We start from the raw sequence: 14,476 nt of genomic DNA, 5'->3' as shown, positions 1-14,476 counted from the left end.
TTCGCTTATTCGCCGGCCTGGCAGATCAAGGTGCCGAAGGCCGGGACGGTGATGGCAAGGGTGCCGGGCGCGGCGGAGGCTGCCGGACAATTGCCTGAAAGCGCCTCGAAGGCCCGGCTTTTCATATCCACCGCGATGTTAGCGGACAATTGCGTTGTAGACGTATTGAAGGCGAGCACGACCTCGCGGCCGGTGTCGGGATCGAAGCGCGACACGGCTAACAGACCGCCCTTGTCCGAGAAGGCCCGCACCGTCGTGGATCCGCGCATGAGCGCCGGTGTGTGCCGGCGAATAGCACTGAGCGTCGCGATATGGCGATACAGCGGATGGCTGGCGTCGAAGTTCGCGGTCGCGGTCGTGGCGTTGCTGCCGACGAGATCATTATCGTTGTAGACGGCGACTTTCGAGGCGAACATGTCTTCGCGCGCGAGCTGGTCGTTGCCGTCCGACAGGAAGCCCTGCTCGTCGCCATAGTAGATGGTGGGGATGCCACGCAGGGTGAGTAGCATGCTGTGCGCGAGCTTGACGCGGGCCAGAAGCTCTGCCTCGTCCGCTTCGGGGTTCGCCTGTTTCACGAAGGTCGCGACACGGCCCATGTCATGATTGCCGAGGAAGGTCGGCAATGTCAGCGCGGCGCGCGCGCCGCCCTTGTAGAGGATGTCGCCGTCGAACAGGCGGGCAAATTGGTCGGTCCCCTTCGTTCCGCTCGCCGCGTCGATCGCGGCCCGGGCGAAGGCGAAATCGAGCACCGCGGGAAGTCCGGCGGAATGCGTATAGGCCGCCAGCGCACCGGGATCGAGCGCGTCGATGTAAATTTCCCCGAAGATATGGAAATTGGGAATTCCGCGGGCCCGCGCACGCGCCTGCATCGCGGGGACGAAGGCTTGCCAGAATTCCGGGTTCACATGCTTGGCGGTATCGATGCGAAAGCCGTCGATGCCGAACTCGTCGATCCACCGTCCGTATATTTCGATAAAGCCCTTAATGACTTCGGGATTCTCGGTCGCCAGATCGTCGAGTCCTGCAAAATCACCGTAGAGGGCGGACTCGCCGACCCAGTCGCTGTTGCCACGATTATGATAATAGACCGGATCGTTGAGCCACGCGGGGGCCTTGCTGTGTTCCTCGCCCTTCGGGACGAACGGCTGATAGGCGAAAGAGGGGTCCACGAGCTTCGACCAGTTATCGGGGCTCGGATCGCGGTCACCTGCGAAACCGGGATTAATCGCCGGTCCGTCGACCCCTCCACGCCGCGCAAAGGGATAGTCGGCGAGGCTGCGGTAACGATAGCTCGACGCATCGCCATCGCGATACTGGATAACATCGGCCGTGTGGTTGGTGATAATGTCCATATAGACCTTCATCCCGCGCGCATGAGCGGCGTCGACGAAGGCTTTGAACTCGGCATTGGAGCCGAAATGCGGGTCTACGCTCGTGAAATCGGTGACCCAATAGCCATGATAACCAGCGCTTTCGTCGCCTTTCGGTCCCTGCACCGGCTTGTTGCGGAAAATCGGCGCGAACCAGATCGCGGTGGCGCCGAGACCCTCGATATAATCGAGCCGTCGCGTAAGCCCGGCAAGATCGCCGCCATGATAAAATCCCTTCGCGGTCGGATCATAACCGGTCGCAAGACGATCGCCTTTCAGCCCGCCGCGATCGTTCGACCGGTCGCCATTTTCGAAACGGTCGGGCAGCACGAAATAGATGATGTCGTCGGAGACGGGACGCGAGCGCGCATCTTCCGCAGCCGCCGGTGCGGGAAGCGAAGCGACAAGCATCGCGAGCGGAACGAACCAACGGATCATGCAGCAACTCCTGCGGGACGCGCCGCGGCAAGGAAGGCGTCGTAATTTTCCATCTGCGCGACTTCGCGCTCGATCGTCAGCGAGATGCCGGCTATAAATTGCGCTAGCTCGGCCGGTTCGAGACTGTCGGCAAGCGGATGCCAGCGCAGGGGCTCGACCGCTTGTCCGACCAGCACCTGCAGCCATCCCGATTCGGTGAAAAGCTCTTCATGTTCGCGGAAGATCAGGCCTTGCGCGCGGAAGAGGTCGATTTTGGCTGCAAGGGTGTCGGGAACGTCCATTTCCGCCCGGTCCCGCCAATAGGGCGTGTCCCGCCGCTCGGTCGCCTTGAAATGAAGAATGATGAAATCGCGGATACGCTCCCATTCGAAGTCGCTCTGCCGATTGAATTCCGCGGCGACCGCAGGGTCGGCGGCGCCTGACGGGAGCATTTTGACGAGCCGCGAAATTCCAGCCTGAACAAGGTGGATGCTCGTCGATTCCAGCGGTTCCATGAAACCGCTCGCAAGGCCGAGCGCCACGACATTGCGGTTCCACATCCGCCGTCGCTTGCCGCTGACGAAACGCAGCTGGTTGGGCTCCGCCTGCGCCGCGCCGTCGAGATCGGAGAGCAGCGTATCCAGGGCAGCATCGTCGCCGATATGCGCCGAGCAATAGACATAGCCGTTGCCGATGCGGTGCTGGAGCGGAATGCGCCATTGCCAGCCGGCATCGCGTGCCGTGGCGCCGGTCCACGGAAGCTGCGGCACCGTACCGTGGGCGCAGGGCACCGCCACAGCGCGATCGTTAAGCAGCCAGCGCGACCAATCTTCGTACCCGCTCGCCAGCGCGCCCTCGATCAGCAATCCGCGAAAGCCAGAGCAGTCGATAAAGAAATCGCCGTCGAACCGCCGTCCGTCGTCCAGCGTCACGCCGGCGACGTCGCCGCGCTGCGGATCAAGGCGCACCTCGCCGATCCTGCCTTCGATGCGCTCGACGCCGCCCGCCTCGGCGCGGCGCCTGAGGAAGGCCGCGTACAGCGCTGCATCGAAGTGGTAGGCATAGGGCATTTCGAGGAGGTAGCGCGATGTGCGGGGCGCGCCCCGCTGCATCCGGCGCGCGCGCGCCGCCCGCTCGTTCAGCGAATAATGGTCCAGACTTTCGGCCAGTCCCGCGGCGCGCGCGCGCAGCCAATAATGGTGGAAATCGACCAGCCCCAGACCGCGGCCTATCGCCCCGAAAGCGTGCATGTAGCGATGGCCGACGCGCGTCCAGTCGCGAAACTCGATCCCGAGCTTGATCGTTCCCTGCGTCGCCGCCAGAAATTCATCTTCGTCGATGCCGAGCGCATCGTTGAAAAGCCGGATTTGGGGGATCGTCGCCTCGCCGACGCCGACCGTTCCGATTTCATCGGACTCGACCAGCCGCACCGACCAGTCGCGCGGCAGGAACCGCCGCAGGCAGGCGGCCGCCATCCAGCCTGCCGTCCCGCCCCCGATGATCATCAACCGCATGGCGATCCTTTGACCAGCGCCGCCCCGGCGGCGCAACAAAATGATGGGAGCGGCGCGACCCTGCCGCTCCCACCCAGGGAGGGTTCAGAATTTGAACGAGGCGCCCGCGAGGAACCGGCGGCCATATGTCTGATAGTCGATAACCGCCCGGCTATCGCGCGGATCATCGGTGACGAACGGCTCGTCGGTAAGATTCTGGCCCTGGACGAAGATCGAGAGGCCCTCGAGCGCACTGCCCGGCTGGAAGTCATAGCCGATCTGTGCGTCGATAATCGTCTCGGGCCGGGCGCGGCGCCGCACGCGAGCGCCACCGAAGCCCGACACCTCGCCGATGAAGCTCGAGCGGTAGCGGGCGCTGACGCGCGAGTTGAATCCCCATTTCTCGAAATAGGCCGTACCGTTCGCGACCCACTTCGAATAGCCCGGGATATCCTCCGCAGGCGCGCCGGGCGTGGGCGCGATCTTGGTCTTGGTGTAGGAGGCGCCGCCGGTCACACCGAACCCGTCGAGCGCCGATACGATCTCGCCGAACGGCAAGGTGCCGGCAAGTTCGACACCGTAAAGTTTGCCGCCCTTGCCGTTGATGGGCGCGTTGATCGTGCCCATGTAATTGACGATGATCGGCAGCCCGTTGCCGTCGTTCCCCGGCGCCTGGATCGGATAGCCGGTGAAGTCGAACGCGATGTCCTGATTGTAGATGTAGCTCTTGAGATCCTTGTAGAAGAGCTGGACGGCAAGATAGCCCTTCGACCCGAAATATTTCTCGAAGGTGAGGTCGGCCGCGTTGGCGCGCCACGGTCGCAGGTCGGGGTTGCCCGAACCGCCGCGAACGACGGCGCAGGTGCGCCCCGTTGGGCAGACCATGCCGCCCGGGTCGCCGATCGTCGTCCCGTAGCTGAGCGTCGCACGCAAGTCGTCCAGGCGCGGGCGAATAATCTCACGCGCGACGCTGGCGCGGATCACGAAGTCACTCGCGGTGCGAAGCGAGAGATTGAGGCTGGGCAGCACATCGACATAATCGGTGCTCTCGCGCCGCGGGATCCCGACGATATTGGGTGAACCGTTGGGATTGGTGCCGGCGAAAGATGCGGTGGCGCCGTTCGAATTCTGATCCGTAAAGATCGCCTGTACACCGACGTTGCCGGTAAGCACCGACGAACCCAGTTCTTGGTCTATGTTCGCCTGGAGATAGGTCGTCATCACCTTCTCGCTGACGTCATAGGCCTTCACCACCACGTCGCCATAAGGGTTCGGCACGAGCTGGTAGAGGCCACCGGCGAGCAACTCGCGCGGATCGTAGCTGACGACGGGCCCGAGCCCGAGGTAGGCGAGATTCGTCGTCCCAAGACGATATTGCTCGGGAATCGTCACGCTCGTCAGACCGTCGGTATTCGCGACCAGACCCACGAACGCCTCGTCGGGAACAAGGCTTTTCGAGCGGTCTGTATAGTTCACGCCGAATTGCACCGAGCGGAGGAAGCCCTCAAGCTCGCGTTCGACTTCGACACGGTACTGCCAGAGCTCGTCCTTGATGATGCGGTTGTTGTAATAGCCGTCCTGGCCGCCGCGGATCCGCGCGCCATCGACGCCCGTCTGATCCCCGCCCCAACCCAGGGGGCTGGTCAGCTGGATCAGGTTATAGTCGCCATAGTTGAGGGTGGGGCTGAAGATGGTCCCGTTGCGGTCGCTGGTGAAACCGATCGTGTCGGTCGCGCCGACGTCGGCGCCGCGCCCGGTGCCGGCATTGCTTTCGAAGATCAGCTCGTTGCGGTCGGTTTTCGACATGCTGATGTCGGCCGTGACATTCCAGCCGTCGTCGCCTTCCCAGCGGTTGTTCCAACCGAAGCTGTAGAGCTTTGCATTGCGCTCGAACACGTCGTTGCGCACGACGCCCTCGACGTTCGAGAAGCGGCCGGCGCGCGCAAACACGAACTGACCGCTCGAATCGATATCGGTGATCGTCAGCTTGGTGGCGTTGGGGCTGGCGGGATCATTGTTGACGTCGAAGCCGAGCGGAAGCTCGATGCCGCGCTTGATCTGGTCATCCTTGAAGTCTGAGTAGAAGGCGTCGAACGTCGAGGTGAAATTGGGGGTGGGCCGCCATTGCACCGTTCCTTGGAGGCCAAGGCGCGTGAGCTGGGTCGAGGTCGCATAGCTTTTGGAGCCGCCGATCACCACCGGGCTCGCCGCGGTGCCTCCGCCGGCATAACCCCAGGCGTTGAATTCCTGAATCTGGTAGGGCTCGTCGACATAGGATGCCGAAAGCGCCACGCCGAGCGTGTCGTTGGCGAACTGGTCGACGAAGACGCCGTTCACACGGTAGCCGTATTTCTTCGAACCCGCGTTCAGCTTGCCGAGGTCGGCCCATGTGCCGCGAACCCCGACCGAGATCGCCCGCTTGCCATAGTCGAGCGGGCGAATGGTGCGCAGGTCGACGGTGCCCGAAAGCCCCTGTCCGACGATCGAGGCCATCGGCGTCTTGTAAACGAGGACCTGGTTCACGACCTCGGACGGATATTGGTCATACTCGACCGCCCGATTGTCGCCGGTCGAGGTTTGCTCGCGGCCGTTGAGCAAGGTCGTCGAGAAGTCCGGCGCAAAGCCGCGGATCGAAATCGAGTTCGAACGGCCCGAGACACGCTGCGAGGTCAGGCCGGGCAGGCGCGCGATCGATTCGGCGATCGACGCGTCGGGTAGCTTGCCGATATCCTCGGCCGAGATGGATTCGACCACCTGGTCGCGATTCTTCTTCGCGTTGACGGCGCTCTGGAGGCTGGCGCTGTAGCCGGTGACGACGATGTCGCTGTCGGACGCGGCCTCGTCGGCGGGCGCGGCGGCGCCGTCCTGCGCCATCGCGGTGCCCGAAAGCATGGCGGTCAAGGCAAAGCCGAGCGCTACGGTGCTGGCGCCGCGGCGGAGGCTGATAGAATTACGCATAAAGGCTCCCCTGCTGCGATGGGGGGTCGTTCGCGCAACGGCTCGGGAGCGGCAGATCGCGCCGCACGGCATCCTCGTCATCGCGTGGGTGTTCCCATCGTCGGTCCAGCAATTGAGACCAAATCGGCCGCGCGACCATAGGGTATACGTATACGCATATCGTCGCCCGTCAGCCGCTGTCGCGTAAATGTCACAGCGCGATGGGCTCGACCCATTGGCAGTACGGCCGGCGCTCGCTAGTCTCGACGCAAGGACGGGCCGGCCTGAAGCCGACCGAACCGGGAGAAGGATATGGGGCGACCGCCAACGGCCAAGCCTACGAGTTTCGATATCGCTTATCTGGCCGGCGTGTCGCAGCCGACCGTCTCGCGCGCGCTGCGCGGCAGCAAATCGGTGAGTGCCGCCACCCGCGCCAACATCGAGCGGATTGCGCGCGAGCTCAACTATACCGTCGACAAGAATGCATCGAGCCTCCGCTCGCAGCGCGCCCACACGCTCGCGCTCCTCTTCTTCGAGGATCCGACCCCAGACGAGTCGATGATCAACCCCTTCTTTCTTTCGATGCTCGGCTCGATAACCCGGCAGTGCGCCCTGCGCGGCTATGATCTTCTGATAAGCTTCCAGCAAATGAATAACGACTGGCACGTCGACTATCAGGACAGCCACCGGTCTGACGGCATCATCCTGCTCGGCTATGGCGACTATCAGCTTTATCGCGCCAAGCTCGAGCATCTGGTGGAGATGGACACGAAGTTTGTCCGCTGGGGATCGGTCGCCGACGACAATATCGGATTGACGGTCGGGTCGGACAATATCGGTGCCGGCGTTCAGGCAGGCGAGCATTTCATCGAGATAGGTCGCAAATCCATCGCCTTCTTGGGCGAGGCATCCAACCACGCGCCAGAGTTTCAGGATCGCTATGCGGGCCTTTGCCGGGCGATGACGGCCGCGGGCCTGACGCCAGATCCGCGGCTGCAGCAGCCTGCCGTTTCTTCCGAGCAATCGGGCTATGAAGCCGCGCGCGCGCTCCTCGCCACGGGCATTCCGTTCGACGCCCTGTTTGCCGCCAGCGACCTGATCGCGATCGGGGCCATGCGCGCGCTCGTCGAAGCCGGCTTGGCACTGCCGCGCGACGTCGCGTTGATCGGGTTCGACGACATCCCCGCGGCCAGCCTGACGTCGCCGACGCTGACAACGGTGATGCAGGACTTGAAGGGTGCCGGGGAATTGCTCGTCGATGCGCTGCTCGGCCGCATCGACGGTCGGCCCGCAGGGCGATGCATCTTGCCGACGCGGCTGATCCGCAGGCAAAGCACATCGCCCTGATCGGCTAAGTATTCGTATACCTTGACCCGATCGCCCCGCCCGCCGCTTGCTCTTGCCGGGCGCTGCTGCAAGATCGCGCGGCTAAAGAGCCGCGCGCCATGCGGCCGATGGGGAGAGACGTGATGGAAAAGCCGCGGCAAAGTCGCGCCGGACTGTGGAACATCAGCTTCGGCTTTTTCGGCATCCAGATCGGCTTCGCGCTCCAGAACGCCAATATGAGCCGGATTTTCCAATCGCTTGGCGAAGACATCGAGAAACTGCCCGGCCTCTGGGTCGCCGCACCGCTGACGGGCCTGCTGATCCAGCCGGTGATCGGCCATATGAGCGACCGGACCTGGCTGGGGCGGCTCGGCCGCCGTCGGCCTTATTTTCTTGCCGGCGCCATTCTCGCCGCGATCGCGCTGTTCGTGATGCCGCAAAGCCCGGCGATCTGGTTCGCGGCGACGACGCTCTGGCTCCTCGACGCCTCGCTCAATATCTCGATGGAGCCCTTTCGCGCCTTTGTCGGCGACATGCTGCGGAAGGACCAGCATAGTGCGGGCTATGCGGTCCAGACGGCCTTTATTGGCGCGGGCGCGGTCGTCGGCTCGCTCTTTCCGTCGTTCATGGACCTGCTGGGGGTCGCCAATGTCGCGCCGCCCGGCGAGATTCCCGACACCGTCCGCTACGCTTTCTGGTTCGGCGGCCTTGCCCTCTTCCTCTCGGTCTTGTGGACGGTGGTGACGACCCGCGAATATGATCCGGTCGAGATGGCGGGATTCGGCCCCGCCGAAGCGGAGACCCAGCCCGCGGTTCGCGCGCTTGCGTCGCGAAGCTATGCCGGTTGCTCCGCCTGGATCGTAGCCGGTCTCGGCGTAATGGCCATCCGGCAGGAATTTTCGCTGCTCCGCGAGGTTCTTCTCCTCGGCGCGCTGCTGATTGCCTACGGCCTTGCAAGCCTCATCGCCATCGCCCTCGCGCGCCGTGGCAACGAGACCAACATGCTGTCGAGCATCGTCGGCGATTTCTCCGGTATGCCGCCAATCATGAAGCGGCTCGCCCTCGTCCAGTTCTTCAGCTGGTCGGCGCTGTTCATCATGTGGATCAACACCACGCCCATCGTCGCCCAATATCATTTCGGGACGACCGATGCGGCGAGCGCCGCCTATCAGACCGCCGCCAACTGGGTCGGCACGCTCTTCGCCATCTATAACGGTGTGGCCGCCGTCGCCGCGCTCACTCTCCTGCCCTGGTTATCCAGGCGCATCGGGCAGGCCCGCACGCACATCGCCGGCCTTGTCTGCGGTGCGCTCGGCTATGGCAGCTTTTTCCTGCTGCGCGACCCCACGCATCTTGTTGCGAGCGAGGTCCTCATCGGCATCTTCTGGGCTTCGGTTCTCGCGATGCCTTACGCGATCCTCGCCTCCAGCCTGCCGCAGGGAAAGCTCGGCATCTACATGGGCCTCTTCAATATCTTCGTGGTCGTTCCGCAGCTGCTTGTCGCCACGATCATGGGGTCGATCATGGCCGCCTTCTTTCCCGGCGCCCCGATCTACACGATGGCGTTCGCGTCGAGCACCTTGCTGCTGGCGGCCGCCGCAATGACGCGGGTCACCCCGCTCACCGGAGGGGTCGCCCGATGATCTCCCGTTTGGGTCCGTGCCGCCCGCCTTGCCTCCCTCTCGGCCGTCACGGCTTGCGCCTGCGCCGTCCCATCCGCCGCCGAGCAGCCGGCTCCAACCTTTAACTGGAAGGCGCCGGACATCGCGCAGCTGAAGCATCCCGAGACGAGCGAAATGCAGTCTGGACAAATGCTGGGGGCGGCAATCATTCTGGCGGCGCCGATCATCGTCGCTGTGCTGCATCAACGTTCTCCAGGCGGCAGCGCAATTCGCCCGCTCGACCCGACGATGCTCGATGTCTATGCCCTTAGTTTCATCCGCGCGTGACGCCATAATAGTCCTTCACCGAATAAGGCGAGCCGAGGCTGCCCTTGCGGTTCTTCTCGCCGATCGGATGGATCGGCATCAGCCAGATGATATCGACGCCGAGCTTTTTAGGGCGGGGCAACTGCGTCTCGGCGGCTCGAAACGTTCCTTCGCGCGTGAACTGCCGCGTGTTGATCTGATAAAGAATGGCACCGCGGCTCCAGTCTACATGAGTCTTGGTACAACTTTAGACAGACCTCATCTTTCTGCGCCAAACACTATCGCGCACCAAAATTTCATTTGGGCAAACGTTATTGCGCCTGTGGCGCGGCTCCCTCGCTGCAACATTGCCCAAGGGAACAGGTCCTCAGCTCGAACTGGCCGGTTGCGGACTGTCGTCTGTGGATGGCTCCCGCGTTGCAAGTGTAAAGTGATGATCTGGCCGTTGGTCGGGTGCAGTCGTCTGTCCGGCCTGTTGATGCAGTCGGTGTAGACTGCTGGCCCTGATGGGGTCCGTGAACAAGGTCCGATCGGCTTTGCAGGCTATGACGCCTATGACAGTCCCTGGGTTGTCCTTGCTCCCGGTCCGACCGGTTTTGCCATCACATCCTTCGCTCTCACAACCTGGTGAAGCTGATCGCCTCAGCTAAGCTTTCGATCTATGCTGCTGCCAGTATCGGCGCATGCCCGCGTTCGAAGACGCCGCCGCGCGCCATGACGGCCCATGCGATCCGCGCCATCTTGTTGGCAATTGCGACCGAGGCGACGCGCGCGGGCTTTCTGGCGAGCAAAGCGATAAAGCGCGGATCAACCGTGCCGCGCTTCTCCTTGGCGTACCGGACCAGCGCGGTGGCGCCGACGACCAGGAGCTGCCGCAGATATCTGTCGCCCATCTTGGTAATGCGCCCCAAGCGGTCCTTACCGCCACTCGAGCTCTGCCGCGGGGTCAGGCCCAGCCAGGCGGCAAACTGGCGCCCTGACGAGAACTGCTTTGGATCAGTGACCGACGCGGCGAGCGCGGTCGCGCCGATCGGCCCGATACCAGAGATCGTTGCCAGACGTCGGGCCCGGTCGTCGCTGCGTTGCAGAGCGGCGAGACGCAGGTCGAGCTTCCGCAGCTGGGTGTGTAGCTGGAGCAGTTGCCCTGCCAGCATGGCGACGACGTTGGCAGCCTCGACAGGCAAATCGAGCTTCGATTCGCCGTCGACGATCTCCCGCGCCATCTGCAGTGCCTTTACGATCCCAACCGGGATAGCGACGCCCAGCTCGGCGAGCACGCTGCGCATCATGTTGACCAGCTGCGTGCGCTGCTTGATCAACAGGCTGCGCACGCGATGCAGCGACAAGGCCGCTTGCTGCTCGCGCGACTTGATCGGCACGAACCGCATCGTCTGGCGTGTGACCGCTTCGCAGATCGCCTCCGCATCTGCGGCATCATTCTTGCCGCGCTTCACGTAGGGCTTCACGTAAGCTGCCGGCTGTCCGCCGTCAGCACCAATGGCGCATATTTGAGGTTGTGATTTAAGGAGGATTTGGGCTTCGTCGTAGTGACGAAGGAACGAAGATGAAGCCCAAATCCTCCTTGAAAAAATCGGCGCCGAAGGCCCCAGCTGAGCGGGTGGTGAAGGACATACGGCGTGCGACGCGCCGGCACTTCTCTGCAGAGGACAAAATCAGGATCGTGCTGGAGGGGCTGCGCGGCGAAGACAGCATCGCCGAGCTGTGCCGCAAGGAAGGCATCGCCCAGAGCCTGTATTACACCTGGTCGAAGGAGTTCATGGAAGCGGGCAAGCGTCGTCTGGCCGGCGATACCGCCCGAGCTGCGACCACCGGCGAGGTGCACGACCTGCGCCGCGAAGCCCGTGCCCTGAAGGAATGCGTGGCCGACCTGACGCTGGAAAACCGTCTGCTCAAAAAAAGCATGATCGCGGATGGGGGCGACGAAGAATGAGGTATCCCGCATCTGAGAAGCTCGAGATCATCAGGATCGTCGAGCAGTCGCATCTGCCCGCCAAGCGGACGCTGGACCAGCTCGGCATCCCCCGCCGGACCTTCTATCGATGGTATGACCGCTACCTCGAAGGCGGGCCGGAGGCGCTGGAGGATCGGCCATCGGCGCCGAGCCGGGTGTGGAATCGCATCGGCAACGATATCCGGGACCAGATCGTCGAGATGGCGCTGGAGACGACCGAGCTATCCCCTCGCGAACTGGCGGTGCGGTTCACCGACGAGAGGCGCTACTTCGTGTCGGAAGCCACGGTTTACCGCCTGCTCAAGGCCCATGATCTGATCACCAGTCCGGCCTATGTCGTGGTCAAGGCCGCCGATGCGTTCCACACCAAGACCACCCGACCGAACGAGATGTGGCAGACCGATTTTACCTACTTCAAGATCATCGGGTGGGGCTGGCTGTACCTGTCAACCGTGCTCGACGACTTCTCACGCTACATCATTGCCTGGAAGCTGTGCACCACCATGCGGGCCGAGGACGTCACCGACACGCTGGACCTCGCCCTGGCGGCTTCCGGATGTGACAGCGCCACGGTGCTGCACAAACCCCGACTGCTCAGCGACAACGGCCCGAGCTACATCGCTGGGGAACTGGCCGAATATATCGAGGCCAACAAGATGACCCATGTCCGCGGTGCCCCGATGCATCCGCAGACCCAGGGCAAGATCGAGCGCTGGCACCAGACCCTCAAAAACCGCATCCTGCTCGAAAACTACTTCCTGCCTGGCGAACTTGAAGCCCAGATCGAGGCCTTCATCGACCATTATAATCACCGCCGATACCACGAGAGCCTCGGCAACGTGACGCCTGCTGACGCCTACTTCGGCAGGGCACCCGCCATCATCAAACAGCGCGAAAGGATCAAACGACAGACTATCGAATATCGGCGCTTGCAGCACCGAAAGCTCGCCGCCTAATATCAATCCCAAGACGAGGCCCGCTCTCCGCTAATTTACGCCACGAGTTGCGCCAAATGTTCTGACGACGGACAAACAGGCCACTGCGGGTGTGCGCGTCCGCGCGCAGGATTTCGTCGAACCTTGCATTCATGCCGAGGGCTTCTCGCTGGTCACCAGCGGTCGCAGCATATCCTGCATCCAGGAAGGTAGAGTGGTCATGCCATCGGCAAGATCGGCCCGCAATGTCGCGCCGTGGCGAGGGTCGGTCAGAAGGGAGACCAGCCGGTCGCGCCATTGGCTGGCGTCATCCCCTGACATGGTGTCGCGCAGCCAGTGAAGGGCCTGGACTATCCGCATAGCCGGACGTCCAGCCCAGAACAGCTTGCTGGCGGCGGTCTGCTTGAAGGTGATCGTGAGATTGTCGAGCTTGATGGACTTCTGTCGCGCCTCGCTGTGTACGACGATCCTGGCCGGCACGGCATTGGTGAAGCCGAGATCGTTGGCGGCGGTCATTCCATCGACCAGCACGCGGATCTGGTCACGGCGCGCGACGGCGTCGATGACCGCCCGCGGATCGGGTGGGCTGTCCTGGCGGGTCAGACTGTTGAACTGCGGCTTGTCATAGAGTCCGCGATCGATCCGGCGCAGTTCGCCCCATTTCACCAGACGCTGGAGTGTCTTGTCGACCGCATCGCGGCTCGCAAGGTCGAGGAAGTCGGCCGGTGTCCAGACAGCATTCGCCGCTCCCCGGCCGACGCGGCCGAGGATCTGCGCTTTCAGTCCGGAAGGCACTTTATCCATGTCCGAAATATGTAACATGATTTCGGACATGATCCAACTGACCACTGTCCGAAAAATGTAGACGAATTTCGGACGCGACAGGTAGCTGCCGTTGACTTGCCATAGCGACCAATGCAAACTCGCGGTCGGCCTCCAGCAGAGGCCTGCCGCCTGCAACAGCGAAGCCAGAATGGCACTGCAATTGACGAACCACCCATCGCGTTTTCGCGGCTTTGGGGGCGGTAGCAGGCGACGCCGGTCCGAAGCTGACGGAGACCTGCGATGTCATTTGAATACGAAACTCTCGCCGGGCTGAAATCGCTCGCCAGAAAGATCCAGGCCGACAACGATCTGCCGCATCACCAGGCACTGGAACTGGCTGCCCGGCACGGCGGATTTGCTGGGTATATCGATGCGAAACGCAAGCTGCCGGAGAAGCGGCAGTCCCTGTTTGGCGTTACCGTCCGCCAGGACTGGTGGGGTTATGAATCCAAGGACGGCGGCACCGCCGAAATTACTCTGCGCCTCAAGACGCCGCTACCCGAGCTCATAAAGCCCCACCACCTAACGGGCTATTTCGGAGCCTGCAAGCTCCGCTCGTCCGAGGTCATCGAGCGCTCCGGTCGCCAGCGCCATGCCGATGAAACCCGATGGTACATCGGTCGGATCGCGCGTGCTCTCCAATTCATGGATGCAACGGGAATGAAGCCTTCCGATGCGCGCCGATGCTACCCAGGGGCGGACTGGGACGGCCGGCCGCCGGTCGCCGACCATGATCACGCCTGGTATGACCCCAAAGCCCGCGTTCATGTGCTTTCAACCGAGCCATATCCCGGCCGGTCCGAACAAAATGCCGATGCCCAAGCTTCCTGGGAAATGAAGCATGGCTGGACCACCTTCTACGTGAACTGGGGTGGCATATACGGTAACGGCACCGAACTGATCCTGTGCTGCCCACAGGCCTATGCCGAGACCTTGAAGGGGAAGATCGCGCTACTCGAGGCAGCGCCAGCCGCTGTCGGAGACGATGACGTTATCATCTATACCTATCCGCCAATACCGCGCACTCGCGCCATGATCGCTTAGGGTTGAGCCGGGAGGGGGAAAGCCTTGTATGGGGATTCCAGAGTCAAGCGTTTTTCATAGGCATGTCCTTCGTTGTCGCTCGGCTTGATGGTGAGCAGTTGGTCGAGCGTGTTTATCCCACGATCGATGCTTCCAGTATTCCGGGGGGAGCTCGCCTTTGGGGTGCTATAATCGCACCGCAACCTTGTATTCGGTAAGGTTCACGCGGAACCTGGACCATGAAGCAGCC

General features: G+C 62.8%; 10 protein-coding genes and 1 pseudogene. 5 read left to right on the top strand and 6 right to left on the bottom strand.

The genetic code is table 11. The annotated features are described in order from the left end of the window. Positions 1 to 5: 5 nt before the first annotated feature. The 3 genes from ACVENA_RS20075 to ACVENA_RS20065 form a co-directional block, all read right to left on the bottom strand. A complete protein-coding gene (locus tag ACVENA_RS20075) occupies positions 6 to 1,808 on the bottom strand; it encodes an alpha-amylase family glycosyl hydrolase (protein ID WP_249340270.1) in 1,803 nt (600 codons plus the stop codon). Next, complete coding sequence (locus ACVENA_RS20070; RefSeq protein WP_257546733.1) at positions 1,805 to 3,301, bottom strand: tryptophan halogenase family protein; 1,497 nt, start codon at positions 3,299 to 3,301, stop codon at positions 1,805 to 1,807. The genes ACVENA_RS20075 and ACVENA_RS20070 overlap by 4 nt, the downstream gene beginning before the upstream one ends. A gap of 84 nt (positions 3,302 to 3,385) precedes the next feature. Beyond that, on the bottom strand, positions 3,386 to 6,238 hold the full coding sequence (locus ACVENA_RS20065; protein WP_137869759.1) for a TonB-dependent receptor: 2,853 nt from the start codon (positions 6,236 to 6,238) through the stop codon (positions 3,386 to 3,388). 291 nt (positions 6,239 to 6,529) lie between these two features. Here ACVENA_RS20065 and ACVENA_RS20060 point away from each other — a divergent pair, with 291 nt between their 5' ends. From ACVENA_RS20060 to ACVENA_RS20050, 3 genes are all read left to right on the top strand, one after another. Then, positions 6,530 to 7,564: a LacI family DNA-binding transcriptional regulator gene (locus tag ACVENA_RS20060; protein ID WP_257546738.1), complete on the top strand. Its 1,035-nt coding sequence runs from the start codon at positions 6,530 to 6,532 to the stop codon at positions 7,562 to 7,564. A gap of 122 nt (positions 7,565 to 7,686) precedes the next feature. Next, the gene (locus ACVENA_RS20055; protein ID WP_449326775.1) at positions 7,687 to 9,186 is read left to right on the top strand and encodes an MFS transporter; all 1,500 of its coding nucleotides are present in this window, start codon (positions 7,687 to 7,689) and stop codon (positions 9,184 to 9,186) included. A gap of 168 nt (positions 9,187 to 9,354) precedes the next feature. Continuing rightward, positions 9,355 to 9,492 (top strand): hypothetical protein, encoded by a 138-nt coding sequence (locus tag ACVENA_RS20050; RefSeq protein ID WP_156416611.1) that lies wholly within the window; start codon positions 9,355 to 9,357, stop codon positions 9,490 to 9,492. Here ACVENA_RS20050 and ACVENA_RS20045 read toward each other — a convergent pair. Next, positions 9,479 to 9,613 carry a hypothetical protein gene (locus tag ACVENA_RS20045; protein ID WP_269433233.1) on the bottom strand — a complete coding sequence of 45 codons (135 nt, stop codon included), beginning with the start codon at positions 9,611 to 9,613 and terminating at the stop codon, positions 9,479 to 9,481. The two genes, ACVENA_RS20050 and ACVENA_RS20045, sit on opposite strands and share 14 nt — an antisense overlap. Before the next feature lie 517 nt (positions 9,614 to 10,130). Next, positions 10,131 to 10,949 (bottom strand): annotated as a pseudogene (locus ACVENA_RS20040) (IS110 family transposase); the annotation flags it as partial. Positions 10,950 to 11,035: 86 nt separating this feature from the next. Between ACVENA_RS20040 and ACVENA_RS20035 the strand changes: the two are divergent. Continuing rightward, positions 11,036 to 12,399, top strand: a protein-coding gene (locus tag ACVENA_RS20035; protein WP_257546647.1) for an IS3 family transposase whose coding sequence is annotated in 2 segments (ribosomal slippage) — positions 11,036 to 11,383 and positions 11,386 to 12,399 — 1,362 coding nt in all. Because the reading frame shifts where the segments join, the coding sequence is not laid out codon by codon here. 129 nt (positions 12,400 to 12,528) lie between these two features. Here ACVENA_RS20035 and ACVENA_RS20030 read toward each other — a convergent pair. Continuing rightward, positions 12,529 to 13,212, bottom strand: a complete 684-nt coding sequence (locus ACVENA_RS20030; RefSeq protein ID WP_449326774.1) for a DUF6088 family protein — start codon at positions 13,210 to 13,212, stop codon at positions 12,529 to 12,531. Positions 13,213 to 13,443: 231 nt separating this feature from the next. Here ACVENA_RS20030 and ACVENA_RS20025 point away from each other — a divergent pair, with 231 nt between their 5' ends. Beyond that, entirely contained in the window at positions 13,444 to 14,247 is an 804-nt protein-coding gene (locus ACVENA_RS20025) for a hypothetical protein (protein WP_449326773.1), read from the top strand. Positions 14,248 to 14,476: the final 229 nt, after the last annotated feature.

The organism is Sphingopyxis sp. 550A, from assembly GCF_053569535.1.
Note: the sequence above shows the minus strand (reverse complement) of the source record. Positions and strands in the feature narration are given on the sequence as shown.

What these genes read in the sequence shown, in the direction of transcription:
- ACVENA_RS20050 (WP_156416611.1), top strand. Translation starts at nt 9,355, where the DNA reads ATGCTGGGGGCGGCAATCATTCTGGCGGCGCCGATCATCGTCGCTGTG.
- ACVENA_RS20075 (WP_249340270.1), bottom strand. Translation starts at nt 1,808, where the DNA reads ATGATCCGTTGGTTCGTTCCGCTCGCGATGCTTGTCGCTTCGCTTCCC.
- ACVENA_RS20060 (WP_257546738.1), top strand. Translation starts at nt 6,530, where the DNA reads ATGGGGCGACCGCCAACGGCCAAGCCTACGAGTTTCGATATCGCTTAT.
- ACVENA_RS20070 (WP_257546733.1), bottom strand. Translation starts at nt 3,301, where the DNA reads ATGCGGTTGATGATCATCGGGGGCGGGACGGCAGGCTGGATGGCGGCC.
- ACVENA_RS20055 (WP_449326775.1), top strand. Translation starts at nt 7,687, where the DNA reads ATGGAAAAGCCGCGGCAAAGTCGCGCCGGACTGTGGAACATCAGCTTC.
- ACVENA_RS20065 (WP_137869759.1), bottom strand. Translation starts at nt 6,238, where the DNA reads ATGCGTAATTCTATCAGCCTCCGCCGCGGCGCCAGCACCGTAGCGCTC.
- ACVENA_RS20025 (WP_449326773.1), top strand. Translation starts at nt 13,444, where the DNA reads ATGTCATTTGAATACGAAACTCTCGCCGGGCTGAAATCGCTCGCCAGA.
- ACVENA_RS20030 (WP_449326774.1), bottom strand. Translation starts at nt 13,212, where the DNA reads ATGTCCGAAATCATGTTACATATTTCGGACATGGATAAAGTGCCTTCC.